The sequence below is a fragment of the uncultured Bradyrhizobium sp. genome, assembly GCF_947648125.1.
Lineage (GTDB): Bacteria > Pseudomonadota > Alphaproteobacteria > Rhizobiales > Xanthobacteraceae > Bradyrhizobium.
In genome coordinates, this window is sequence record NZ_CANSMR010000002.1 from 123,666 (window position 1) to 147,555 (window position 23,890).

19 protein-coding genes and 1 tRNA gene are annotated in these 23,890 nt (G+C 63.7%); 7 read left to right on the forward strand and 13 right to left on the reverse strand.

What is annotated here, in order from left to right:
- Window positions 1-421: 421 nt before the first annotated feature.
- From Q0030_RS04160 to Q0030_RS04180, 5 genes are all read right to left on the reverse strand, one after another.
- Window positions 422-1,933 (reverse strand): sensor domain-containing diguanylate cyclase, encoded by a 1,512-nt coding sequence (locus Q0030_RS04160; protein WP_298363368.1) that lies wholly within the window; start codon window positions 1,931-1,933, stop codon window positions 422-424.
- Window positions 1,934-2,204: 271 nt separating this feature from the next.
- Window positions 2,205-3,131, reverse strand: a complete 927-nt coding sequence (locus Q0030_RS04165) for a hydroxymethylglutaryl-CoA lyase (protein ID WP_298363370.1) — start codon at window positions 3,129-3,131, stop codon at window positions 2,205-2,207.
- Window positions 3,128-5,137, reverse strand: a complete 2,010-nt coding sequence (locus Q0030_RS04170) for an acetyl/propionyl/methylcrotonyl-CoA carboxylase subunit alpha (protein ID WP_298363371.1) — start codon at window positions 5,135-5,137, stop codon at window positions 3,128-3,130. Before Q0030_RS04170 ends, Q0030_RS04165 begins: the two co-directional genes overlap by 4 nt.
- 14 nt (window positions 5,138-5,151) lie before the next feature.
- Window positions 5,152-6,756 (reverse strand): carboxyl transferase domain-containing protein, encoded by a 1,605-nt coding sequence (locus Q0030_RS04175; protein WP_298363373.1) that lies wholly within the window; start codon window positions 6,754-6,756, stop codon window positions 5,152-5,154.
- Between the two features lie 89 nt (window positions 6,757-6,845).
- On the reverse strand, window positions 6,846-8,018 hold the full coding sequence (locus Q0030_RS04180) for an isovaleryl-CoA dehydrogenase (RefSeq protein ID WP_298363374.1): 1,173 nt from the start codon (window positions 8,016-8,018) through the stop codon (window positions 6,846-6,848).
- 192 nt (window positions 8,019-8,210) lie between these two features.
- Here Q0030_RS04180 and Q0030_RS04185 point away from each other — a divergent pair, with 192 nt between their 5' ends.
- Window positions 8,211-8,864, forward strand: a complete 654-nt coding sequence (locus Q0030_RS04185; RefSeq protein WP_298363375.1) for a TetR/AcrR family transcriptional regulator — start codon at window positions 8,211-8,213, stop codon at window positions 8,862-8,864.
- Between the two features lie 2 nt (window positions 8,865-8,866).
- Entirely contained in the window at window positions 8,867-9,364 is a 498-nt protein-coding gene (locus tag Q0030_RS04190) for an Lrp/AsnC family transcriptional regulator (RefSeq protein ID WP_298364561.1), read from the forward strand.
- 143 nt (window positions 9,365-9,507) lie between these two features.
- Here Q0030_RS04190 and Q0030_RS04195 read toward each other — a convergent pair whose 3' ends face one another.
- Window positions 9,508-9,813 carry an ETC complex I subunit gene (locus Q0030_RS04195; RefSeq protein ID WP_225711971.1) on the reverse strand — a complete coding sequence of 102 codons (306 nt, stop codon included), beginning with the start codon at window positions 9,811-9,813 and terminating at the stop codon, window positions 9,508-9,510.
- A gap of 242 nt (window positions 9,814-10,055) precedes the next feature.
- Here Q0030_RS04195 and Q0030_RS04200 point away from each other — a divergent pair, with 242 nt between their 5' ends.
- Window positions 10,056-11,219: an OpgC domain-containing protein gene (locus Q0030_RS04200; RefSeq protein WP_298363377.1), complete on the forward strand. Its 1,164-nt coding sequence runs from the start codon at window positions 10,056-10,058 to the stop codon at window positions 11,217-11,219.
- Between the two features lie 9 nt (window positions 11,220-11,228).
- On the opposite strand, the gene Q0030_RS04205 is transcribed toward Q0030_RS04200, so the two are convergent.
- The gene (locus Q0030_RS04205) at window positions 11,229-12,119 is read right to left on the reverse strand and encodes a VOC family protein (RefSeq protein WP_298363379.1); all 891 of its coding nucleotides are present in this window, start codon (window positions 12,117-12,119) and stop codon (window positions 11,229-11,231) included.
- A 263-nt stretch (window positions 12,120-12,382) separates the two neighbouring features.
- On the opposite strand from Q0030_RS04205, the gene Q0030_RS04210 reads away from it, so the two are divergent.
- The 3 genes from Q0030_RS04210 to Q0030_RS04220 all read left to right on the forward strand — a co-directional run bounded on the left by Q0030_RS04210 (window position 12,383) and on the right by Q0030_RS04220 (window position 16,706).
- A complete protein-coding gene (locus Q0030_RS04210) occupies window positions 12,383-12,790 on the forward strand; it encodes a hypothetical protein (protein WP_298363380.1) in 408 nt (135 codons plus the stop codon).
- Window positions 12,791-12,974: 184 nt separating this feature from the next.
- Window positions 12,975-15,227, forward strand: coding sequence for a TOMM precursor leader peptide-binding protein (locus Q0030_RS04215; RefSeq protein ID WP_298363381.1), 2,253 nt, complete (start codon window positions 12,975-12,977; stop codon window positions 15,225-15,227).
- A gap of 30 nt (window positions 15,228-15,257) precedes the next feature.
- On the forward strand, window positions 15,258-16,706 hold the full coding sequence (locus Q0030_RS04220) for a SagB family peptide dehydrogenase (RefSeq protein WP_298363382.1): 1,449 nt from the start codon (window positions 15,258-15,260) through the stop codon (window positions 16,704-16,706).
- Window positions 16,707-16,746: 40 nt separating this feature from the next.
- Here Q0030_RS04220 and Q0030_RS04225 read toward each other — a convergent pair whose 3' ends face one another.
- Entirely contained in the window at window positions 16,747-18,564 is a 1,818-nt protein-coding gene (locus Q0030_RS04225; protein ID WP_298363384.1) for a carbamoyltransferase C-terminal domain-containing protein, read from the reverse strand.
- Window positions 18,565-18,930: 366 nt separating this feature from the next.
- Between Q0030_RS04225 and Q0030_RS04230 the strand changes: the two genes are divergently transcribed.
- A complete protein-coding gene (locus Q0030_RS04230; RefSeq protein WP_212317329.1) occupies window positions 18,931-19,212 on the forward strand; it encodes a hypothetical protein in 282 nt (93 codons plus the stop codon).
- A gap of 384 nt (window positions 19,213-19,596) precedes the next feature.
- Here the strand turns inward: Q0030_RS04230 and Q0030_RS04235 are convergent, their stop codons facing one another.
- From Q0030_RS04235 to Q0030_RS04255, 5 genes are all read right to left on the reverse strand, one after another.
- The gene (locus Q0030_RS04235; RefSeq protein WP_298363386.1) at window positions 19,597-20,373 is read right to left on the reverse strand and encodes a cyclase family protein; all 777 of its coding nucleotides are present in this window, start codon (window positions 20,371-20,373) and stop codon (window positions 19,597-19,599) included.
- 942 nt (window positions 20,374-21,315) lie between these two features.
- A tRNA-Pro gene (locus Q0030_RS04240) sits at window positions 21,316-21,392 on the reverse strand.
- Window positions 21,393-21,513: 121 nt separating this feature from the next.
- Window positions 21,514-21,936, reverse strand: coding sequence for a DUF192 domain-containing protein (locus Q0030_RS04245; protein WP_298364563.1), 423 nt, complete (start codon window positions 21,934-21,936; stop codon window positions 21,514-21,516).
- Between the two features lie 179 nt (window positions 21,937-22,115).
- Window positions 22,116-22,778 (reverse strand): cold-shock protein, encoded by a 663-nt coding sequence (locus Q0030_RS04250; RefSeq protein ID WP_298363387.1) that lies wholly within the window; start codon window positions 22,776-22,778, stop codon window positions 22,116-22,118.
- A 199-nt stretch (window positions 22,779-22,977) separates the two neighbouring features.
- Window positions 22,978-23,739 (reverse strand): Sir2 family NAD-dependent protein deacetylase, encoded by a 762-nt coding sequence (locus tag Q0030_RS04255; RefSeq protein ID WP_298363388.1) that lies wholly within the window; start codon window positions 23,737-23,739, stop codon window positions 22,978-22,980.
- Window positions 23,740-23,890 lie beyond the last annotated feature (151 nt).

Consider the following 23,890-nt stretch of genomic DNA (forward strand, 5'->3'; position numbering starts at 1 on the left):
TGGGCTTGTTTGTCACCGCCTTCGCAACACGCGTTGCATCTTGCGCGAGGACACCTGCCGCTAGGGCGTCAGGACCACACGACTTCACCGTGCGCTTCAGGCGCACTCGTCAGTTGCGCAATCCGCGTCCACCGCATCTCGACCCACGTCCGTGACGACCGCAAAGCGCCCCTCGATCGGGTGAGACGGACGAACCATACACTGAGTTGCATTTCTGATAAGGCGAAATATTTTTGGGCGGGGCCTTGCGCCGTCGGGCAACTCAGATGTATGGGGCCGCGCCTTCATCCAACCGTCATTCCCGGGTGCGCAATTGCACTCTTGGGGGCTCGCGAAGCGAGAGCCGGAATCCATTCCACCACCATTAATGTGGCACAATGGATTCCGGGCTCGTGCTTCGCACGCCCCGGAATGACGATGGCTACTCAGCCGCCAACTTCGACGGCGCCGGAAGCGCCCAGCACTCGACACGATTCCGGCCGTGCTCCTTGGCCTGGTAGAGCGCGGCATCGGCGGCCTTCATCAGCGCCTCTATCCCCGGCATGCTGGTGAGGGCCTCGGCAACGCCGATGCTCACCGTCAATCGCACCTGGCGATCATCGGCCCGCAACGCCAACCCTTCCGCCCTCCTGCGAATGCGCTCGGCGACGGTCCGGGCGCGCGACAATGTCGTCTCCGGCAGCAGAACCGCGAACTCCTCGCCTCCGACGCGGCCGACGACGTCGGACTTGCGCTTGCCGCGCGTGCAAATCTCGGCGACGGCCTTGATGGCCTCGTCACCGGCCGCATGACCGAAGCGGTCATTGATGCTCTTGAAGTAGTCGATATCGACCATCAGAACGGAGACGGAGCGATAGTAGCGCTTGAACCGGCTCCACTCTGCATCCAGCGTCGTCAGGAAGTGCCTGCGGTTGAACAGTCCGGTGAGCGCATCGGTGGTCGCGAGCACCTCGAGCTGTCGCGCGTTACCGACAAGATCGGTGACGTCGACAAAGGTCAGCATCCGGCCGCCGTTCGCCATCGTCGAGCAATGGATTCTGATGTTGCGGCCATCCGGCGTCTGGACGTCGCGCTTGTGATCGCCCGCCTTGATCTCCGCGATCCGCTTCGCCGGAAAGGCTCTGATCTGCTCCGGGGTCGAGCCGGTCGGGACTGCCCGACGATTGCGCGTGATAAGCGTGATGTATGCCGGATGCTGCGCCACCTCCTCCTCGCTCACCTCCCAGAATTCCCGCATTCTCCGATTGAGGAAAATCGCATTGAGATCGCGATCAAGCAGGACGACGCCGTCCTCCACGTTCTCGAGCGCGCCGGTCAGCACCTTCAACTTGTCCGATGCGCGCACGATGTCGGTCACCGGCGTGTAGCTCACCATCCGGCCGCCGTCGGGCAGCGGCGTGCACTGGCAACGAACCACATCGCCATTGCTGCGCCTGAGATCGATCGGATTTGCGTCGCCGACGCTCACGAGGCGGACGCGTTCGGCAACGTAGGCTTGGAGCTGCTCAGCCGGCAGCTCATAGGCCATGGTCTTGCAGCCGTGATGCATCAGATCGGTGAAGCTGGGGTTGCGGTCGGCCACCGCGTCCGGAAGCTGCCACATGTTCCGGAACGCGCGGTTGATGAACAGGGCTTTCAGCTCCGCGTCCAGAAGCAGGATGCCGACCGGGATCTGATCGAGCGCTGAGCGCAGCGCCAGCATGTGCCCGCGCAGAATTTCGCCGCTGCGCCGCTCCGGAATCGTGGCGGGCGCAGGAGCGGCAGACACGGCAGCAGCAGGCGCGGGAGCCGCAGCGCTCGCCTGCTGCGCCTCAAACACCAGGCCGAGCTGGCGGTCCGATTGCCACAGCCGCTTGCATGGCCTCACCTGATTGGTGCCGACGATCAGCAGTTGGACCTGGTCGGGAATGCCGACGACACTCTCGAGTTCCACGGTCGCTCCGGTATCGGTGAGCTGCCGGACTGTGCAATCGAAGGCCGACCGACCGAAATTGAAGACGATCTTTCCGGCCAAAAACGTTCGGCCGCGGGAAGCTGACACCTGTCCGGACATGGCGAGACGCACCTGGAGCAATTGCGAGCCCCGTCACATCAACATGTTTGAGTCACCAAGCCATGAACGCTTTCGGGGGGTTTTGACCCAGCCGATGAGCGCTGCAAAACGGGTTCCAGCTTGCGGTTCCTGGAACCCGTGCGGCGGGGAACTACGCCCCGCTGAGGCGCTTTCGTTTCGCGTTCAGTGCGGAGGCGACGCGGCTGACCGGCGGACGGCCGAGCAAACCGGCGACCTCGTTCGTCGCGGCCAGCAGCTTCTCCATGTCGACACCGGTTTTCACGCCCATGCCCTCGAGCATGTAGACGACATCCTCGGTCGCGACGTTGCCGGTGGCGCCGGGCGCATAGGGGCAGCCGCCGAGGCCGCCAGCGGCGGAATCGATCACGCGCACGCCCTCCTCCATGCCGGCATAGAGATTGGCGAGCGCCTGGCCATAGGTGTCGTGGAAGTGCATCGCGAGGTTGGCGACCGGTAGCTCGGCGCCAACCGCGCGCAGCATCTCCTTGGCCTTGAGCGGCGTGCCGACGCCGATAGTGTCGCCGAGCGAGATTTCGTAGCAGCCGAGATCCCAAAGGGTCATCGCGAGATCGGCAACGGCCTTCGGCTTGATCTCGCCGTCGAACGGACAGCCGAGCACGCAGGAGACATAGCCGCGCACCTTGACGCCATCGGCCTTGGCGCGCGCCAGCACCGGCTTGAAGCGCTCGATCGATTCCGCGATCGAGCAATTGATGTTGGCGCGCGAGAACCCTTCGGAGGCCGCGGCGAACACCGAGACGACCTGGGCGCCGGCCGCGCGCGCGGCGTCATAGCCCTTCTCGTTCGGCACCAGCACGTGGAATTCGGCGCCCTTGACCCTGTCCTTGATTTGGCTGACGCCGCGCAGCACCTGGTCGGAGCTTGCCATCTGCGGGATCGCCTTGGGCGACACGAAGGCACCGACCTCGACGGTGTTAAGCCCGGCCGCCACCAGCGCCTCGACGAAGGCGATACGCGCCTCGACGCTGACCGGCGTCTTCTCGTTCTGCAGGCCGTCGCGCGGCCCCATCTCGACGATATGGATCTGATCGCTCATGGCGCGGCCGTAGGCTCCACTTCGGCAAGCTCGACGCCCTCGCCGACGATGTCGCCGACCTTGCATTTGAGCTTCTTCAGCACGCCGGCATAGGGCGCGCGCAGGGTCTGCTCCATCTTCATCACTTCGAGCGTGAGGATCGGCGCGCCCTTCTCCAGCGTCGCGCCCTCCTCGGCCAGCAGCGCGACCACGGTACCCGGCAAAGGCGCCACGATCTTGTCCTCGCCGACCTGCTCCTCGCTCTCGCCGCCGAACGGATCGACCCAGTGCAGGTCGAAACGGCCGTTGCGGGTGCGCAAGTAGAGCTCGTGGCCCTCGATGACCGAGGCGACGCGCGACTTGAGGCCGTCGAGCGTCAGGTCGAAGCCATCAACGCCGGGTGACGAGATAGCAAAGGCGAGCTCGCGCCCGCCGATCGAGAGCGTCGACGGTCCGTTGCCATAGTGCAGCGTGATGGTGTGGGCGGGCTCATGGCCTTGCCGCAACGAGAACACCCGCTGGCGGCGGCCGACCGGCATCCAGCCGAAGGCCTGCCAGGGCGAGTTCGCCTCGCGGCGCGCCGCTTTCTGCTCGTCGTTGACGATCGCAGCCACCGCCGCGCACAGCTCGAACTCGCCGGCCGCGCCGGTGCCTGAAGTCAGGTTCTTCAGCTCGCGCTCGATGAAGCCGGTATCGATCGCATTGGCCCTGGTGTCCGGATGCGTCACCAGCGCCGACAGGAACGGGATGTTGGTGACGATGCCGCGGATATCGGTCTCCTGCAGTCCGCGATTGAGCTTCTCGATCGCGCCTTGGCGCGTCGGCGCCCAGGCGATCACCTTGGCAAGCATCGCGTCGTAGTACGGCGAGACGTTATCGCCGCTGCGATAACCGCTATCGATGCGCAGGCCGTCGCCTTCCGGCGGCGTCCGCCAGGTCTTGATGCGGCCGACCGAAGGCATGAAGTTCTTCTGCGGATTTTCGGCGTAGACGCGGGCCTCGATGGCGTGTCCGTTCAGCCTGATCTCGTCCTGCTTCAGCGGCAGCGCTTCGCCGAACGCGACGCGCAGCTGCCACTCGACGAGATCGACGCCGGTGACCAGCTCGGTGACGGGATGCTCGACCTGCAGGCGCGTGTTCATCTCGATGAAGAACACATCCTTGCCGTCGGAGACGAACTCGATCGTGCCCGCGCCGACATAATTGACCGCGCCGGCCGCCTTGCGGGCGGCCTCGCAGACCGTCTCGCGCTGCGCTGCGTTCAGCGTCGGCGACGGCGCCTCCTCGATCACCTTCTGGTGCCGGCGCTGCAGCGTACATTCGCGCTCCCACAACGAGAGCAGATTGCCGTGGCTGTCGCCGATGATCTGCACCTCGATATGGCGCGGGTTCTGCACGTACTTCTCGATCAGCATGCGGTCGTCGCCGAACGCCGCTTTGGCCTCGCGCTTCGCGCTGGTGATCGCGGCCGACAGCTCGCCCGCAGAATTGACCACGCGCATGCCGCGACCGCCGCCGCCGGCCGACGCCTTGACCAGCACCGGGAAGCCGATCCGGTTGGCGGCCTCCGCCAGGATCGTCTCGTCTTGCGCCTCGCCGTGATAGCCGGGCACCAGCGGCACGCCGGCCCTCTCCATCAGCGCTTTCGATCCGGATTTCGAGCCCATCGCGGTCATCATCGCCGCGGTCGGGCCGACGAACACCAGGCCGGCATCGAGACAGGCCTGCGCGAACTCGGCATTTTCAGACAGGAAACCGTAGCCGGGATGCACCGCCTCGGCGCCGGTCTGCTTGGCGGCCGCGATCACGCGCTCGATGTTGAGATAGCTATCGCGCGCTCGTGCGGGCCCGAGCAGCACCGCCTCGTCGGCGAGCGCGACATGCATCGCGTCGCGGTCGGCCTCGGAATAGACCGCAACAGTGCGCAGCCCCATCGCGCGCGCCGAGCGGATGACGCGGCAGGCGATCTCGCCGCGGTTGGCGATCAGAAGCGTGCGGAAACGCCGGTAGAGTTTTGTGCGGTCCATGGTCAGATCCTGGGTCACATCCGGAACAGGCCGAACTTCGTCGGCTCGATCGGCGCATTGGCCGCAGCCGACAGGCCGAGCCCGAGCACCAAGCGGGTGTCGGCGGGATCGATCACGCCGTCGTCCCAGAGCCGCGCTGTGGCGTAATAGGGATTGCCCTGCTTCTCGTATTGCGCGCGGATCGGCTCGCGGAATTTGTCCTCCTCTTCCGCCGACCAGCTCTCGCCCTTGGCCTCGATGCCGTCGCGCCGCACCTGGCTCAGCACCATCGAGGCCTGCTCGCCGCCCATCACCGAGATGCGGGCGTTCGGCCACAGCCAGAGGAAGCGCGGGCTGTAGGCGCGGCCGCACATGCCGTAATTGCCGGCGCCGTAGGAGCCGCCGATCACGACGGTGAATTTCGGCACGCCGGCGGTCGCAACCGCGGTCACCAGCTTGGCGCCGTCGCGCGCGATGCCGCCGGCCTCGTACTTCTTGCCGACCATGAAGCCGGTGATGTTCTGCAGGAACACCAGGGGAATGCCGCGCTGGCAGCACAGCTCAATGAAATGCGCGCCCTTCAGCGAGCTCTCGCTGAACAGGATGCCGTTGTTGGCGATGATGCCGACCGGATAGCCCCAGATATGGGCGAAGCCGCAGATCAGCGTGGTGCCGTAAAGCTTCTTGAATTCGTCGAATTCGGATCCGTCGACGATCCGCGCGATGATGTCGTGCACGTCGAACGGCTTGCGGCCGTCGGCGGAGACCACGCCGTAGATCTCCTCGGCGGGAAACAGCGGCTCCTGCGGCGCGCGCATGTTGAGCGGTGCCTTAGCCGGCTGCTTCAGCGTGCCGACGATGCGCCGCGCGATCCCGATCGCATGCGCATCGTTCTGCGCGTAGTGATCGGTCACGCCCGACTGCCGGGAGTGGACGTCGGCGCCGCCGAGCTCTTCGGCGGTGACGACCTCGCCGGTCGCAGCCTTCACCAGCGGCGGTCCGCCGAGGAAGATCGTGCCTTGATTTCGCACGATGATGCTCTCGTCGGACATCGCCGGCACATAGGCGCCGCCCGCCGTGCAGGAGCCCATCACGATCGCGATCTGCGGGATGCCTTGCGACGACATCTGCGCCTGATTGTAGAAGATGCGGCCGAAATGCCGCTCGTCGGGAAAGATCTCGTCCTGCAGCGGCAGGAAGGCGCCGCCGGAATCCACCATGTAGACGCAGGGCAGATTGTTCTGCCGCGCGATGTCCTGGGCGCGCAGGTGCTTCTTCACCGTCAGCGGGTAGTAGGTGCCGCCCTTGATGGTGGCATCATTGGCGACGATGATGCATTCGCGCCCCGAGATGCGTCCGACGCCGGTGATGACGCTCGCCGAATGCACGTCGCCGCCGTAGAGCCCGTTGGCGGCGAGTGGCGATAATTCGAGGAACGCGGTGCCGGGATCGACCAGCAGATCGACGCGATCGCGCGCCAGCATCTTGCCGCGCGAAGTGTGCCGCTTGCGCGAGGTCTCGCCGCCGCCGCCGGCGACCTGCTTGAGCTTGTCGCGAAGCTCCGCGACCAGGCTGCGCATCACATCGGCATTGCGGGCGAATTCAGAGGAAGTGGGATCGATCGTCGAATGAAGCGGCATCGGTGTTGCACGTTTCGTTTGGAGGAGCCGACAGGATTTAGGGAAGGAAAACGGGCCGCCGCGCCAGAGGTGCGACGGCGGCGCGCAGCTCAGGCCGTCTTCGCGAACAGCTCGCGGCCGATCAGCATGCGGCGGATCTCGCTGGTGCCGGCGCCGATCTCGTAGAGTTTTGCATCGCGCAGCAGCCGCCCGGTCGGATAGTCGTTGATGTAGCCGTTGCCGCCCAAGAGCTGGATCGCATCCAGCGCGCATTGGGTGGCCTTCTCGGCGGCGTAGAGGATGGCGCCGGCGGCGTCCTCGCGCGTGGTCTCGCCGCGGTCGCAGGCCTTCGCCACCGCGTAAACATAGGCGCGCGAGGCGTTCATCGTGGTGTACATGTCGGCGATCTTGCCCTGCACCAGCTGGAACGAGCCGATCGGCTCGCCGAACTGCTTGCGCTCGTGGACGTAAGGCAGCACGACGTCCATGCAGGCCTGCATGATACCGATCGGCCCCGCCGCCAGCACCGCACGCTCATAGTCGAGGCCGCTCATCAGCACGTTGACGCCGCGGCCGACCTCGGAGAGCACGTTCTCCTCCGGCACCTCGCAATCCTCGAACACCAGCTCGCAGGTGTCGGAGCCGCGCATGCCGAGCTTGTCGAGCTTCTGCGCGGTGGAGAATCCCTTCATGCCCTTTTCGATGATGAAGGCGGTGATGCCGCGCGGGCCGGCATTGGCATCGGTCCTGGCATAGACCACCAGCGTCTCGGCGTGGGGACCGTTTGTGATCCACATCTTGTTGCCGTTGAGCACGAAGCGGTCGCCCTTCTTCTCGGCGCGGGTCTTCATCGAGACCACGTCGGAGCCGGCGGAGGGCTCCGACATCGCCAGCGATCCGACATGCTCGCCGGAGATCAGCTTGGGCAGATATTTGCGCTTCTGCGCCTCGTTGCCGTTGCGGCGGATCTGATTGACGCAGAGGTTGGAATGCGCGCCGTAAGCCAACCCGACCGAAGCCGAAGCGCGCGAGATCTCCTCGACCGCGATGCAGTGCTCGAGATAGCCGAGGCCCGACCCGCCATACTCCTCCTCGACGGTGATGCCGTGCAGGCCGAGTGCGCCGATCTTGGGCCAGAGGTCGCGCGGAAAGGTGTTGGAGCGATCGATCTCGGCGGCGCGCGGCGCGATCTCGTTGGTCGAGAAATCGTGCACCGTCTCGCGGATCGCATCTGCGGTCTCGCCAAGGTCGAAATTGAAGATTGCCGCCCGGTTCGAGGCCATGATCCCTCCCATGAGATTCATCTTGCAATTAAACGATCATACGTTTTTTTCTTGGCTTCGCAAGCGACTGTGCTATTGTTCGCGCATGAAATCCGCAGTTCGTTGAATTCACTGGGATTTCATGCAATATACATACGGTCGTTTGCTTGTTTCCGGCACTCCCTTGCAAGCCAACATCCTTCCGAGGCCCTGATGGCACGCACGATCGGCTCACATGGCCCCACGACGCTGGAGGCGATCCGCAAGGCCGGCGTGCGCCTGATCTTCGAACGCGGCTACGAGGCGATGAGCCTGCGCCAGCTCGCCGCCGAAGTCGGCATCCAGGCGGGCTCACTTTACAACCATATCTCAACCAAGCAGGACCTGCTGTTCGATCTGGTGCAGGAGCATATCAACGATTTGCTGCGCGAGCTCGATCTCGCACTGGAGGGCAAGGCCGATCCGGTCGAGAAGCTGCGCGCCTTCGTCGCCTTCCACGTCAGCTATCACATGACCCGCAAGCGCGAGGTCTTCATCGCCAATTCCGAACTGCGCAGCCTCGAGGCCAAGAACTACGACGTCGTGGTGGCGTTGCGCGGCGCCTACGAGCAGCGGCTGGCGCAGATCCTCACCGACGGGGTCTCGGAGGGTGTGTTCGAGGTCGTCGATATCCAGGTCGCGACCTTCGCCATCATCGCGCTGCTGACGGGACTTTGCACCTGGTACCGCCCCGGCGGCCGCCTGACCCGCGACGCCATCATCGCGGCGCATGAAAAGCTGGTGCTGTCGGGCGTCACACCGCAAGCCGCGCTCGGTCAGGTCCAGAGCGGCAGCAAGCGCCCGCGGACCGCGGTAGCGGGCTCGTGACTGTGACAGAGCGCCCACAACTCGATGACATCGACCTGCGGATCCTGTCCGAACTGCAGCGGGACGGCCGGATCAGGATCAACGAGCTCGCCGAGCGCGTCGGCATCACCGCCCCGCCCTGCCTGCGCCGGGTCCGCGCCTTGCGCAGCCGCGGCGTGGTGCAGGCGATCCGCGCCACGCTCGACGAGCGGCTATTGGGCTATGAGGTGACGACCTTCGTCCTGATCCAGCTCGACAGCCAGAACCTGGTTGCGATCGAGGCGTTCGAGGCCGCGGTGGCGACCGTGCCGCGCTTCCTGCAATGCTGGCGGATCTCGGGCGATGCCGATTTCATGCTGAGATGCGTCGCGCCCAGCGTCGACGACATGCGTCAGCAGCTGCTGCAATTCGCCGGCCTGCCCAACGTGCGTAAAATTCGAAGTTTTCCGGTGCTCGGCGTCTCCAAGGACGCCCCGCTGCCGATCCCGGGCGCCCTCGCCGCGCCGAGCCCTGCGAGCTGACCCGGAGCCCCTTCCGCCAGACTCGTCATGCCCGGCCTCGTGCCGGGCATCCACGTCTTTTCTTCATTCAGGCAGCAAAGACGTGGATGGCCGGGACAAGCCCGGCCATGACGGAATTGAACTCGTTTTGAAGCGGTACGCCCTCAATGGGTCCACGGCTCCCAGCGGCGGAACGCGAAATTGTCGGCATAGGCGATCTGGCGATGCGCCGAATCCTTCGGCTCGATCACCTGGTAGGCGATGCCTTTGCGCTCGCAATAGGCGACCGCCTCCTCCTTGGTCTCGAAGTGCAGCGTGAGCTGCTGCTTCATGTCGGTGGACGAGGTCCAGCCCATCAACGGCTCCACGGTGCGCGGCTGTTCCGGCTCGTAATCCAGCTGCCACGCTTTGGTCTTGGCACGTCCCGATTGCATCGCGTTTTTGGCGGGCTTAAAAATGCGTGCGGTCATGGATGGTCGGCCTCGTGGGATGTGCGGTATGGAAGCGATTTGAAGGAAGCCGCCGGGATAGTATAGAGACACCGTTCAACCATCTGATCGGTGATTCCTCGATCTCGGAGGGAGCCTTCGCCGGACCGGTATAGTCATTCTACCGCGCTGTGACAATCTGGCCCCGGGAGGCTTCCGTTTGGAGTCCCTTGGACCTGCGGCGCGGCCTTCTCGACAGCATCATCTCGAGGAAGCGGCGCCCCATGGAAATCCACGCTCACCTGCCCGAAAAAGGACGTGACCTCCGGCTCGACCTGTTCCGCGGGATCGCGAACTGGGCGATCTATCTCGATCACATCCCCGACAACATCGTGAACTGGATCACGACGCGGAATTACGGCTTCAGCGATGCCGCGGACCTGTTCGTCTTCATCTCCGGCTACACCGCATCCTTCGTCTATGCGCGCATGATGCTGGAGCGCGGCTTCATCGTCGGCGCCACGAGGCTGACCAAGCGGGTCTGGCAGCTCTATGTCGCCCACATCATCCTGTTCGTGATCTACATCGCCTCGATCAGCTACCTGGCGCTACGCTTCGGCGATTCCGAGATCATCAACGAGTTCAACGTCGCCGGCCTTGTCGACAACGCCACCGAGACGCTGCGCCAGGGCCTGTTCCTGAAGTTCAAGCCGGTCAATCTCGACGTGCTGCCGCTCTACATCGTGCTGATGGGGCTGTTTCCGCCGGTGCTGTGGTTCATGCTGCGGCAGCCGAACTGGACCATGCTGGCCTCGCTCGCGCTGTGGCTGGTGTCGCGGCACATGGGCTGGAACCTGCCCGCTTACCCGGCCGGGACCTGGTACTTCAATCCGTTCGCCTGGCAGGTGCTGTTCGTGTTCGGCTCGTGGTGCGCGATGGGCGGCGCGCGCGCGAACATGCACATCATCAATTCGCGCTACACGCTGTGGTTCTGCGTCGCCTATCTGATCTTCGCCCTGATCATGACGATGGCCGGCCGCTTCCCGGACTTCGGCGCGATGTTCCCGGACTGGCTCTATTCGGCCTTCAACCCGAACGACAAGACCAACCTCGCGCCCTATCGCTTCCTGCACTTCGTTGTGATCACGGTGCTGGTGATCCGCTTCGTCCCGAAGGACTGGTCGGCGCTGGAGTGGAAGGTGTTCGATCCCCTGATCGTCTGCGGCCAGCAGTCGCTCGCGGTGTTCTGCGTCGGCGTGTTTCTGTCCTTTGTCGGACATTTCGAGCTCTCGATGAGCTCGGGCTCGCTGTTCGCGCAGATCTTCGTCAGCATCTCCGGCATCGCGATCATGACGATCGTGGCCTATTACATCTCGTGGTCGAAGCGGCAGGACAAGCCGATCAAGCCGCCGGCACCGAAACCCGCGGCACCGGCAAAGGCAACGTGACAAAGCGCATCATTTGCCCGGCCGCCGCCCTTTGCCACCCGGCTGGCCGCTTCGCCACCTGCCCTGCGAAGTGAACCCATCCCAGGTGGTGGTCCAGCGATACTCGGCCGCCGGCGCCTTCGCGATGCTATCGGAGCTGCGCGCTCCCTCCAGGGCAAACGTGGCGCCCTGCGGGTCAAGGCAGCGAACGATCCAACTGCCGTTCGGCAGCTCCAGCGGCCCCTCATAGACCCGTCCGCCACCGGCCCTGACTCGCACGATGGCTGCGTCGACGTCGTCGACGTTGAAATAGTAAAGCCAGAACGCGATCGGTTCGAGCGGACGCTTGTTGAAGATTCCACCGATGATCTGCCCACCGGCAGAGAACAGTTGGTAGGACTCGGCGCCGGCGACGTCGCTGTCGACCTGTCGCCAGCCGAAAACCTCGCTGTAGAAACCAAAGGCCTTCCGCCAATCGGCAGCCAGCAGTTCATGCCAGCCGACCCGCCCAGGGGCATCGAGGCCTTCAACCGCGGGTCGAGCGATCCTTGATCCGCTCAGCAATCCGAACGTCGCCCGCTGCGGATCGGCGACGATCGAGATACGGCCGATATTGGTGCCGGTCGGCGGCACGTAGACGGCACCACCACGTTCTCGCATTCGGCGAACGGCAAGATCCATGTCGTCAACACCGACATAGCCAATCCATCGCGGGGTCGCGCCCTGGCGTATGCCCTCTTCCGGCAACTCCATCAGACCGCTTCGGGTAAGCTCACCCGACATGAACAATTTGTAAGAAATCCCGGGTGTAGACGCATCCTTCGTCACCCAGCCGAGGACGCTGCCGTAAAAGGCACTCGCGCCTCCCACGTCCGTGGTCAGCAGCTCATACCAAGCGAAGCTCGCACCATCATCAGCCATGCCGATCCCTCGCTTCGGCGTCGGGACAACCGCAGTGCAGCATGCAAATTCCCACATCGTCAGTGATCACGGCTGAGCGACAGGGTCGGCCAATAATCGCGTTCATCAAGATGAACCTAGGAACGAAGATGAACGACAGCACTTGATGCACGCTAGCGCCTCGCGAGACTGTGCGCGCAGCGCGTCTTGCATGCAGCTGCGACAATTTGTACAACTGCGCGAGAGTTGAATTCGACAACACGTCTAGAATGGAGGATGCGAGCATGCCGAAGCAAGCCCCCAAGACCAAGCGTGTGACCAGCAAGCGTATGACCAAGGCCGCTGTGCCCGCTTTGGGTGCAGCCGGATTGACTTTCTCGCTGGTAGGGGGTGCATCCGCATCCGCCGTTCCGGCAGCAGACGCGCCGCAGACTCAGAAGTACGGACCGACGCAAGCCATCACACTCGGCGAAGAAGAAATCGCCGACGTCAGCTTGGCGACGTTCCACCTGTTCGACAAGGAAGACATCGGAGCCGGCGTCCAGGTGGCGTGGCGCGGATGCGGCGGCTGCCGAGGTTGCCGTGGCTGCCGTGGCTGCCGCTGCGGTGGCTGCCGCGCCTGTCGCTGCGGTGGCTGCGCTGGTTGCGGTGGCGGCTGCTGTCTGTCGTGGGGCGCCTGCCGCATCTGCTAGTCGAAACAGCATCGCGTTGACACACATCGATCGTCATGGCCGGGTCCGACACACGTCGACCCGGCCAAATTTGTATTGTCTCCGTATCGTTGCGCGGCTCGCTGCGGGCGATGGCGCGGAGGTGTCGGGGCCGGCGCCTCGCCCGCTTCAATGATCGACCCACAAGCTGCACAGGAACGATTCTTTGCCAGGCAAATCCACCCAGCGCGCCAACAACGACGTTCTGCAGTTCGCACCGAATTTCACGGCCTACGTGCTGCCTCCGGATGTTGTCTGCCTCTATTCCGAAGATCGAAAGTTCTTTCTCCATGGCGAGCTCTATTGCACGCTGGCGTCGGCAATCGGTGCAAATGGATGCAGCCTCGCCAAGCTCACGGACAAGCTCGGGCGAAAGTTTCCATCCGACAAGATCAATGAAGCCATCAAGCGACTGCTCGACCGCCGCTATGTGATCGCGAAATCGCCTGGTCCCGGCACCGCCGCGGCGGGGCTTTGGGCGAGCCTGGGCCTTCCCAACGCGATAGCCGAACAAAACCTTCACAACTGCCGCATTCGACTTGAGACGATCGACGTCAAGGGCGCGGCCGAATTGAGCAAGGCACTGCAGGAGCTGGGTGTCCGCGTCGTCAAGACATCGCCCGACCTTACGGTTACGTTGGTGAACGACTATCTCGATCGGCGGCTCGCCGAACGCAACCTGCAGCGCGTGTCCGACGGATCAGCCTGGTTGCTGGTGCAGCCCTCCGGGGTATTTCCCCTGGTCGGCCCCATGTTCAGCCCGGGCGAGACCGCGTGCTGGACCTGCCTGTACGACCGGATGATCCGCAACCGCGAGGTCAAGGGCTTCCTCGATCGCGGCGGAGCGCGGGCGATCGCGGTGTCTCCGCTCGCACAGCACACCGTTGGACAGAGCGCCATCCATTTTGCGGCGGTTGAAGTCGCCAAGGCGATCGCAAGCGGCTTCCGCACCGATCTGCGCAATCACATCGTCAGTCTCGACTTGCTGGGCTCGACCATTGCTAAGCACTACGTGGCAGCCCGCCCGCAATGCCCAACCTGCGGCAGCAAGAAACTGCAAAACCCGCGGCGGTCACCACAGCCGGTCGAATTGGGACCCGGCGCCAAGCTGGTCATGACCAGCGGCGGCTATCGCACCGTTTCGTCCCGCACCACGGTGGCGCGGTACAAGAAGCACGTCAGCCCCCTCACCGGTGTGGTGACGCGGCTGGAGCGGATCGAAGTCGATCTGCCGATGAACACCAATTTCTATGCCCAACATAACTTCTCCGCGCCGGCGCAGAACGTGGATCAGCTCCGCGCCGGGCTGAGCGGCGGCAGTTTCGGCAAGGGCAGCACGGCCGAGCAAGGCGAAGCCAGCGCGCTGATGGAAGCAATCGAGCGATATTCGGGGATTTTCCAGGGTGATGAGATCCGGGCCCGAAAGCGCTTCGCCGACTTCCCCCCCGGCGACGCAATCCGTCCCAACGACATCCTGCTCTTCAGCGACGCGCAGTACCGCGGCAGCGCCGTGCCGGATCCCCACGACTCACACCACACCCAGCCCGCCCCCGAGCCGCTTGATCCGTCCGCGAAAATCGAATGGTCACCCGTCTGGTCGTTGCGCGACAAGCGGTTCAGGCAGATTCCGACCAGCCTGCTGTACTTCTTCTATCAGGGTCCGGCCGCCTTCGCCGCTGATTCCAACGGCTGCGCTGCCGGCAATACCCGCGAGGAAGCCATCGTGCAGGGCTTCCTCGAATTGATGGAGCGCGACGCCTATGCGATCTGGTGGTACAACCGGTCGCAACGCGCCGCGGTCGATCTGAACCAGTTCGACGATTCCTACGTCCGCGATCTGAAGACCCAACTCGAGGAAACGGGCCGGCGGCTCTGGGTGCTCGATATCACCAGCGATCTCGCCGTCCCGACCTATGTCGCGATCGTGCACTGGATGCAGAACGGTCAGGAAAATATCGAGTTCGGCTCGGGCGCTCACTTCGATCCGCGCATCGCGTTGCTGCGGTCGTTGACCGAGTTGAATCAGTTCCTCTCCATCGGTCTGATGGGTGGTGGCAGCGGCGAGAAGCCGAGCCTCGATGGCGTCAATCCGTTGCGGCTCGACGAATATCCGTTCCTGATTCCAAGTGCCAATCCCGTCATCCTGCCGGCCGCCGCGACAGACGTGCCGCTCGACAACACCCGTGCACAGGTGGATGCCTGCGTTGATATCGCGGCCCGCGCGGGTCTCGACTTCCTGGTTCTCGACCAGACGCGACCGGACGTCGAGGTTCCGGTGGTCCGGGTCATCGTTCCCGGGATGCGCCATTTCTATCGCCGCTTGGCGCCCGGGCGGCTCTATGATGTGCCCGTCAAGCTCGGATTGCGCGATCGGCCATCGCTGGAAAGCGAGTTGACGCCGTTTCTCCCGCACACTTGAGGTGATACCGGCGTGCGCGCGCCCAGGAAAATGAGCGAGAAAAAGAAATCACCACGCACCACGCCGCCGGCTGTCTTCGTTCGGCTCAACCCGCTCGTCGCGCTCGAAGCGCGACCTGACGGGAGCATAGCGGCTCATGTCGAAGGCTATTCGGAGCCACTGGGAACGTTCGGCGCAGCCGCAGCGGAACGCGCCCTCGAACTGCGGGTGGGCCTGCCGCTTCCGCGCTCTGAAGGCGATGCGGTCGAGCGAGAGGTCGAGCGCCTGATCAGGCAATTGGCACACCGCGGCCTGCTGGAATATCGCCTGGCGCGTCCGGGCGACGCCAATGATCTCGTCACGATCGAGCCGCAGACCCCTGATTACTGGCCGCGAACGCCAAAGCTCGACGATGCGGCAACAGTCGTGCTGTCACGCTTCGCCTATCTTCGGCGGCGCGGCACCGAGATGATTCTGGAATCGCCGCGGGCCGGCGCACTGTTGAGGATCCATGATGCGCGGATTGCGGCTCTACTGACCATCCTTGCCAGTCCTCAGAGGATCAGCCGCATCCGACGTCTGGACGGCTATCCGGGCCCTGGATTGCTTGCGCTGCTGCTGGACTGCCAAATCCTGATCGAGATCGACGCGGCAAACCGCGATACGCTGCGAAAGGCGGAAGGCGATGACGGCCTCGTGCTCTGGGATTTTCACGACTTGCTGTTCCATGCCCGCAGCACGGAAGGCCGACAGGCTAGTCCGCTGGGTGGCCTCTATCCGCACAGCGGCCTGATTGCGCCGCTCCCCGCGATCCGACCTGCCTGGCCCGGCAAGAGCATCAAGCTGCCGGAATCCGACCGCATCACCTCGTCGCTGGAACAACTGCTGCATGACCGGCATTCGACGCGCGATTTCGACGATCGGAAGCCTATCAATTTGGCTGAACTTTCGACGTTCCTGAACAGAGTCGCGCGGGTCCGGGCGAAATGGAGCGGGCAGCTGGAGTTTGCCGACGATGGTCCCGATATCGAATACACCAGCAGGCCGTATCCGGCAGCGGGCAGCGCCTACGAGCTTGAGCTCTATCTGGCCGTCGCGAATTGCGACGGCCTGACGCCAGGTTTCTATCACTACGACGCCGATGCGCATGTGTTGGCAGCCATCGACGTCCGCCCACAACACTTCGAGGCTATGTTGCAAAGCGCGGAATTTGCCATGGACGCGCCGTCTCCACCGCAGATCCTGATCACGATCGCCGCGCGATTTGGCCGGATCTCCTGGAAGTACAGCGCCATCGCTTATGCGCTCATCCTGAAGGATGTCGGCGTCCTGACCCAGACGCTGTACCTGGTGGCGACGGATTTAGGCCTCGGCGGCTGTGCGATCGGCACCGCCAATATCGATCTGTTCGCGAAGATGACCGGGCTCGACATTCATGTCGAGGGGCCTGTCGGCCAGTTCGGGCTGGGGCGCGGCAAGGAACCGCCCCCTGCCGAATAGTCCTCGATCCGCTGCAACAGGCTTGCCTGGATCACTTTGATCAGCCGCCGCGGCTGCCGTCCTGCGTGGTCGAGGAGACGATAGTGGCGACGTCGCCGAACGTCGTCATGACAGGCGTGACGACCTTGTGCATTTTAGTCTTCGACACCAGCGTGTCGTGCAGCACGAGGTTGTCGATGCCGGTGGTGAGGAAGCAGCTCACCGCATCCTGCGGCGTCTCGATGATCGGCTCGCCCTTGACGTTGAACGAGGTGTTGATCAGCACCGGCACACCGGTCAGCGCTTCGAACTCCTTCAGCAGGCGATAGAGCACCGGGTTGGTCTCTTCCCGCACGCTCTGCACCCGCGCCGAGCCGTCGACATGCACGATCGCCGGGATCTTGTCGCGCCATTCGGGGCGTACCGGCTTTGCGATCAGCATGTAGGGCGAGTCCTCCTCGCCCTCGAAGACCTCCTTCATGCGCTCGGCCAGCACGATCGGCGCGAACGGCCGGAATGCCTGGCGGTGCTTGACGCGGCTGTTGAGGATGTCCTTCATCTCGGCCTTGCGCGGATCGGCGATCAGGCTGCGGTTGCCGAGCGCGCGCGGACCGAATTCAGAGGGCCCCTGAAACCAGCCGATCACGCGCTGGTCGGCGAGCAGTTTTGCGGTGTCGCGGCAGATGTTGTCGCTGCGCTTCGCGTCGACCTGGATGCGCACCAGGAAGCTTTGCAGCGCGGCCGCGACCTCGGCGTCGCTGTAGCGCCGGCCGACATAGGCATGGTCCATCACGAACGAGCGGCGCTGCTTGAGGATCTCGAGCCAGCCGTAATAGGCGCAGCCGATGGCGATGCCGTCGTCGCCGGCCGCGGGCTGGATCCAGACATTCTCAAAGCCGGCCTCACGCGCGATGCGCCCGTTCGCCACGCAGTTCAGCGCGACGCCGCCGGCGATGCAGAGGTTCTTCGCACCGGTGGTCTCGCGCAGCCAGCGCGCCCGCGCCAGCAGCACGTTCTCGGTGTCGTCCTGCACCCGCCAGGCGATGTCCTCCCAGTGCCGCATCGTCGGGCTCTTGTCCCAGCTGCCACTGTCGAGCACGAAGGGCTGCTGGTTGTCGGCGCCCCAGAACGGCACGTTCAGCCTGCCGTCCTTCATCTCGAGCAGATGGCCGACCTGCTCGTGGCGGCCATAGGGCGCCAGCCCCATCAGCTCGCCGCACTTGTTCCAGTCGCCGAACACATAGGTCGAGACCCTACTGTACAGCGCGCCGAGTCCCGGCATGTTGTAGAACTCGTCCGACAACAGACCGCGCGCCGGCTCCATAAAGACCTTCTTCAGGCATTCGAGCCTGGCGTCGTCGAACCTGTAGTAACTCTCGGACTCGCGGGCGAGCGGCGACGCTCCATCCTGCGGATAGGTTTCCATCGCGTCGGCCTGATAGTTGCCGACGCCGTCGACGATCATCACGACGCCGTCCCGGAACGGCGACACCGCGAATGCACTATAGGCGTGCGCGAGGTGATGCGAGATCGACACCACCTTGTCGGACTTCGCGCGAAACAGCGGATGCTTGATCGCCTCATTGCGTTCGGCGATCGGCAGGAAGCCCGGCATGTCCTGGTGGAGCATCCGCTCCTCCATCTCGGGCACCGGCAGGATGTAGCTGTTGCGCACCACGAGATCGACGTCGTCGAGCGTGATGCCCTCGGCGGACAGGCAGTAGTCGATGACTTCCTTGTAGAAGCCGGAGGCGTGCTTCTCGCGGGTGATGCGCTCCTTGGAGATCGCATAGGCGATCGCACCGTCACGCAGCAGGCAGGCGCTCACGTCATGGTCGTAGACGTTGAGACCAAGGACGTAGGTGTGTTGTTTCGGCATGGGCACTCTTCGGGGAGGATTCTGAAATGCTCAGAGAACATGATCGTGTCGACTTCAAGTTCTCGACGGCATTTTCCGCGGCTCGCAAATCTCTGCTTCTGCGATGCACAAATCAAATCGGCGCAATGCAAGATGAACAGAATGAACGGCGGATGAACGACAAGATGAGTGTAGCAACCACATCATCCTTTGCGGGCGGGAACGTAACTTGACCTTACCTGTTGGTCTCAATAGAGTCGTTAAAGCTCGCAAGAACCTTAGTGAAAATATTGTCTTAGCATGCTCGAACCGGATGCCGGTGTCGCGCGTCCAAGCGAGACAGCCAGCATCAGTTCAGATGTTTGGAAGTGACTGGAGATCTTCGGAATGACTAAACGCTACAATATCCTGACTCGTTGCCTCGCAGCAGTCGCTTTGTTGTTCGTCTATGTCGCAAGCACCTCCGCCATCCTGGTCGGCGCCACCACGTCGTCTGCGCAGGCGCAATGGCGCGGACGTGGCTATGGGTATCGCGGCGGCTGGGGTCGCGGCCGCGGATGGGGTTATGGTCGCGGATATGGTTATGGCCGCGGCTATGGCTACTACGGCGGTTATGTCGGCCCCCGTTGCTGGTGGACCCCGCGTGGTGTTCGCGTTTGCCGGTGGTAACAACCACCCGGCCGACACAAGCGATATCGAAGACATCAATCAGGTGCGTCGATCCCGGCGCACCTGATTTTCTTTTGGGGCAAGGCTGACCTGCCGCGCGCAAGAAAGAGCCCCGGAAGACGCCGGGGCTCCAGTCACGGGAGAGAACGCTTCAGAAATCGGGACGCGAGGACGAGCCGCCAGCCCGATCACCCAATGCATCTACGACGTGTATCAGAGCAGATTCGACCGCCTCAGGCTGTAGCCATACCGCAACAACCAACCGGAATGATCGGCCTGTCCACCGGTTCCCGAAACCGGCCAAAAACTCCAGAGCGGCCAGAGCATTTTCGGTTTGGCGCGTTTCCTTCACGCGAACCGGTGTCCACTTCGCTCGAAAACGCTCTAGCCATCGAGGATCGCGACCGCCCTCGTCCACCCCGCCGACGCGCGCTCGATCTTCACCGGGAAGCACGACACCATGAACCCGGTCGACGGCAGCTGCTCGAGATTGTGCAGCTTCTCGATGTGGCAGTAGCCGATGTGGCGTCCGGCCTTGTGGCCTTCCCAGATCAGGCTGGCGTCCCTGGTCTCAGCATATCTCTTCGCGGTGAAGACGAACGGCGCATCCCAGCTCCAGCCGTCGATGCCGGTCAGCCGCACGCCGCGCTCGAGCAGATACATCGTCGCCTCATAGCCCATGCCGCACCCCGAATTGACGTAGTCGGCCTGGCCGTATTTCGCGCCGGCACTGGTGTTGACGACGACGATCTCGAGCGGCGACAGCGTGTGGCCGATCCGCTTCAGCTCGGCTTCGACATCGCCAGCGGTCGCGACGTAGCCGTCTGGCAGATGGCGGAAGTCGAGCTTCACGCCAGGCTGAAAGCACCATTCCAGCGGCACCTCGTCGATGGTCCAGGAGCGTTCGCCGCGGTTCATGGTCGGATGGAAATGCCAGGGCGCATCGAGATGCGTGCCGTTGTGTGTGGAGAGCGAGACCTGCTCGACGGCCCAGCCCTGCCCGTCAGGCAGATCCGCTGCCTTCAGCCCATCAAAGAACTGCAGCATGCGCGGCAGCCCTTGCTGATGGTCGATATACTGAATGGTCGGGTGATTGCCCGGCGGATCGGCCGGAACGTCGTTCTGCAGGGGAACGGAGATATCGATCAGTTTGCGCGCCATGGTGCCTCCTCGCGGATTGGTCTTGTCAGGCCGAGCCAACCTGCCAGTCCGCGCGCACCATCGGCAAGCCACATCCGCTCGAGATCAGGGCACGGTCTGCCCCCGTTGCGACAGCGGCAAGGCGCAGCGGCGTTGAACCTATTTCCCGCGCGGACGACCCATGGGCACTGGGGATTTCAGGGCCCAGTATTCGGCGACGCCGTCTGGACGATCCATATTCCGTCCAGGCGGCGTTGTTGCGTCAGGCAAGACAATTTCGGCCGAAGCGTGGTTACCCGTGCCAGAACGCTGTTCACGCACAGAGAGCCGCAGAAACAATCCGTGTGCTCATGTCGGGCGGATTGCTGGTGGTGTTGCCACGGCGATACAGAGATACCCTTACAACGATGCTAACCAACCTGCATCTGAATCAAGACGGGGTTGCGTCGTGTCGGGATTTGATCACTGGAACGGTGCAAATAGAGCTTACTCGTCCGCCGAAGTGCCACATCTGCGCGATGAGCAGCAGCAGTTCGACCGCTATCACAAATTCGACGACGCCATCTCGCGACCGTCGCAGAGTGGCCCAAGAACCGTGATCCTGGATCGCTACAACCCGCCGGCTCGTTGATCTGGTCAGCGCCTGGGCGGCTGAAGTTGCGAGGAGCGGAGCGCGGGGCTTCGGTCCCGCGCTTGCTCTTTCGGGATGCCAACAGACCGCGATATCGCAAGCAGATCAACAAAGCTCGCATCGTTTTGACCGACCCGGATTGCTTCTAATCCAGTCGGCATTCGGCTTCGTCGGTCGCAGCCGCTCAACAAGATCGGCGAGTTCGGTGGCCGGATCGGTAAGTTCGACGGACTTGTCCGAAACGCCGCCCTCTTCCTTCCTTCGATGCTCTTCCCAGACGCAAAATCTGGGAAGTAAAAGCCTCGAAAAGCCTATCAAGTCTTTGATTTAAATGGTCGGGGCAGCTGGATTCGAACCAACGACCTGCAGTACCCAAAACTGCCGCGCTACCAGGCTGCGCTATACCCCGACATTTCCGAGAAGCCCCGTGGATACACGCTTCAGCCAGCGCCAGCAAGGCGCCGGTGCGCGACTTCCGGCTCGAAGATCGGCAACGGTTTCCCGTCCGGAAACCGCAAGGGAACAGAGAGCTAGTGGCCGCCGAACAGCGGGTGGCCGACCCGGTCGCCGGGCTGGATGCCGTATTTCTGCGCGGTGCCGGCAATCACCTCGAGGACGCCCCTGGCGAGCCCCCGCGACGGAATGATCTTGGTCGACATCGGCTCGGTGTTTTCGGCGATCCGCAGGATGCGCCCGTCGGCGCGGATGAAGATCATGTCGAGCGAGATGTAGGTGTTCTTCATCCACATCGACACTTCCTGCTCCGGCGTGAAGTCGAACAGCATGCCTTTGCCGTCGGCGAGCTCCTTCCGGTACATCAGGCCGGTCTCCTTCTCCTGCTCGGTGGTCGCCATTTCGACGGAGAAGACGTGCACGCCTGACTTGGTGACGATCTCGAGCGGCTGGACGCTGGCAGCCTGCGCGGCCGGGGCCAGCAGCCCGCCGAACACCATGATGAGGGAGGCCAACAGCCACGGCCGGAGCCGCCCAACCATGCAATCGAAATTCATCGACAAATACTCACACCGGGGAAGATTTTCCGGCGGACCCTAACCCGATGATTGCGGCAAATGCCAGAGCACTGACGGCTCGCCGGCGGCTCACGTTTCCGTCAGGGAGTTCAGTTCGGGGCTCAGTGCGACGACAGCGCCGACGGACCGGTCTCCGGGTGGATCTCGGCGGCCATCATGCCCTTGGAGCCGGGCCCGAACCGCACCAGCACGTACTGGCCGGGGCGCAGCTCGGTCATGCCGAAGCGGCGTAACGTCTCCATGTGCACGAAGATGTCGGGCGTGCCCTCCCCGCAAGTCACGAAGCCGAAGCCGCGCAGCCGGTTGAACCACTTGACCTGTGCGCGCTCGAGCCCGCTGGTCGCGGTCACGGTGACATGGGTTCGCGGCGGCAGCATCTGCGCCGGATGGATCGCGGTCGACTCATCCATCGAGACGATGCGGAATGCCTGGTAGCCCTTCGCGCGCTGCACGCACTCGACGACGAGCCGCGCGCCCTCATAGGCGGTCTGGTGGCCGTCGCGCCGCAGCACCGTCACGTGGAGCAGAATGTCGGGCCAGCCATTGTCGGGGACGATGAAGCCGTATCCCTTCGAGGCGTCGAACCATTTGATGACGCCGGAGACTTCGACGAGGTTCGCCGCGGTGTCGCCGAGACCGGAGAAGGCATCCAGCGCCGGATCGCGCGGCGCGCTGCCGTACTCGCCTTGTGCAATCCTGCTTTGCCCAACTCCGCCTATCGGCGGTCCGCCGAGCTTCTTGGACTCAAATCCGTCCGACCCCATGACCCCGGACCCCACACATCAAATGCAGAGCGCCGACGTTGCGGCGCACCCTGTACACGCTGCTTTCCATGACCAACTCATTTGGACGCTGCGCGAATCTCTCAACCAAAAGATAACACTCCCGCTTGCCGGGCATAGCTAAAAAACGATTCTTGCGGGAACTATGAACAGGCTTGCACAGCCGCGAATCAATCAGGCGTCAATTGCCTACGAAAGGACCAAGCGTGTCGCCGATGTCATGCCGGATCACCAGATCGGCGATGTCGTCCTGATCGGTCGGCTCGTTGTTGATGATCACGAGCCGCGCGCCGCTCTCCTTCGCCATCATCGGAAAGCCCGCAGCGGGCCACACCACCAGCGATGACCCGATCGCCAGGAACAGGTCGCTGTGCCTTGCGAGTTCCGCTGCGCGACGCATCGCATCTTCGGGCATCGACTGCCCGAACGAGATCGTCGCGGTCTTCACCGGATCGCCGCACTCCGCGCAGTCCGGCGCACCGCCGGTCTTGTCGAACTGCGACTTCACCCACGAGAGGTCGTAGTCCTTGCCGCAACCGATGCAGCGGGCGTAGGTGGTGTTGCCGTGCAGCTCGATGACATCGTCGGCCTTGAAGCCCGACGCCTGATGCAGATTGTCGATGTTTTGGGTGATGATGCCGGGAACCTTGCCGGCCCGGTAAAGCGACGCGAGCGCTCGATGCCCACGCCCCGGCTTGGCGGCCGCGAATGTCGGTTCCATCGCGAAGCGCCGGCGCCATGACTCGTCGCGCGCCTCCTGACTGACTACGAACTCGTCGAATGGAATCGGCCGGTTGCGCGTCCACAGCCCGCCAGGCGAGCGAAAGTCGGGAATGCCGCACTCGGTGGAGATACCCGCCCCGGTGAAGGGCACGATCGACGATGCCTCGGCAATCATGTTGCCGAGCCGCTCGACGCCGCTGCGCAGATCTTTTGCAATCACTGGGAATGATCCGGTTGGCCGGCCGCGACTATAGCATGGTCGGAGCGATTGCGAGCTCAACCATCACGCGCGCGATCGGCGGTGAGGCCGCGGCGATCGGGTTGCGTCGGCGACCTGCTCCGCCGGCGCGTCAGCTTCGTCGCTCTTCGGC

What these genes read in the sequence shown, in the direction of transcription:
- Q0030_RS04185 (WP_298363375.1), top strand. Translation starts at nt 8,211, where the DNA reads ATGGCACGCACGATCGGCTCACATGGCCCCACGACGCTGGAGGCGATC.
- Q0030_RS04200 (WP_298363377.1), top strand. Translation starts at nt 10,056, where the DNA reads ATGGAAATCCACGCTCACCTGCCCGAAAAAGGACGTGACCTCCGGCTC.
- Q0030_RS04220 (WP_298363382.1), top strand. Translation starts at nt 15,258, where the DNA reads ATGAGCGAGAAAAAGAAATCACCACGCACCACGCCGCCGGCTGTCTTC.
- Q0030_RS04250 (WP_298363387.1), bottom strand. Translation starts at nt 22,778, where the DNA reads ATGGGGTCGGACGGATTTGAGTCCAAGAAGCTCGGCGGACCGCCGATA.
- Q0030_RS04245 (WP_298364563.1), bottom strand. Translation starts at nt 21,936, where the DNA reads ATGGTGTTCGGCGGGCTGCTGGCCCCGGCCGCGCAGGCTGCCAGCGTC.
- Q0030_RS04165 (WP_298363370.1), bottom strand. Translation starts at nt 3,131, where the DNA reads ATGAGCGATCAGATCCATATCGTCGAGATGGGGCCGCGCGACGGCCTG.
- Q0030_RS04210 (WP_298363380.1), top strand. Translation starts at nt 12,383, where the DNA reads ATGCCGAAGCAAGCCCCCAAGACCAAGCGTGTGACCAGCAAGCGTATG.
- Q0030_RS04195 (WP_225711971.1), bottom strand. Translation starts at nt 9,813, where the DNA reads ATGACCGCACGCATTTTTAAGCCCGCCAAAAACGCGATGCAATCGGGA.
- Q0030_RS04205 (WP_298363379.1), bottom strand. Translation starts at nt 12,119, where the DNA reads ATGGCTGATGATGGTGCGAGCTTCGCTTGGTATGAGCTGCTGACCACG.
- Q0030_RS04170 (WP_298363371.1), bottom strand. Translation starts at nt 5,137, where the DNA reads ATGGACCGCACAAAACTCTACCGGCGTTTCCGCACGCTTCTGATCGCC.
- Q0030_RS04175 (WP_298363373.1), bottom strand. Translation starts at nt 6,756, where the DNA reads ATGCCGCTTCATTCGACGATCGATCCCACTTCCTCTGAATTCGCCCGC.
- Q0030_RS04225 (WP_298363384.1), bottom strand. Translation starts at nt 18,564, where the DNA reads ATGCCGAAACAACACACCTACGTCCTTGGTCTCAACGTCTACGACCAT.
- Q0030_RS04235 (WP_298363386.1), bottom strand. Translation starts at nt 20,373, where the DNA reads ATGGCGCGCAAACTGATCGATATCTCCGTTCCCCTGCAGAACGACGTT.
- Q0030_RS04230 (WP_212317329.1), top strand. Translation starts at nt 18,931, where the DNA reads ATGACTAAACGCTACAATATCCTGACTCGTTGCCTCGCAGCAGTCGCT.
- Q0030_RS04180 (WP_298363374.1), bottom strand. Translation starts at nt 8,018, where the DNA reads ATGGCCTCGAACCGGGCGGCAATCTTCAATTTCGACCTTGGCGAGACC.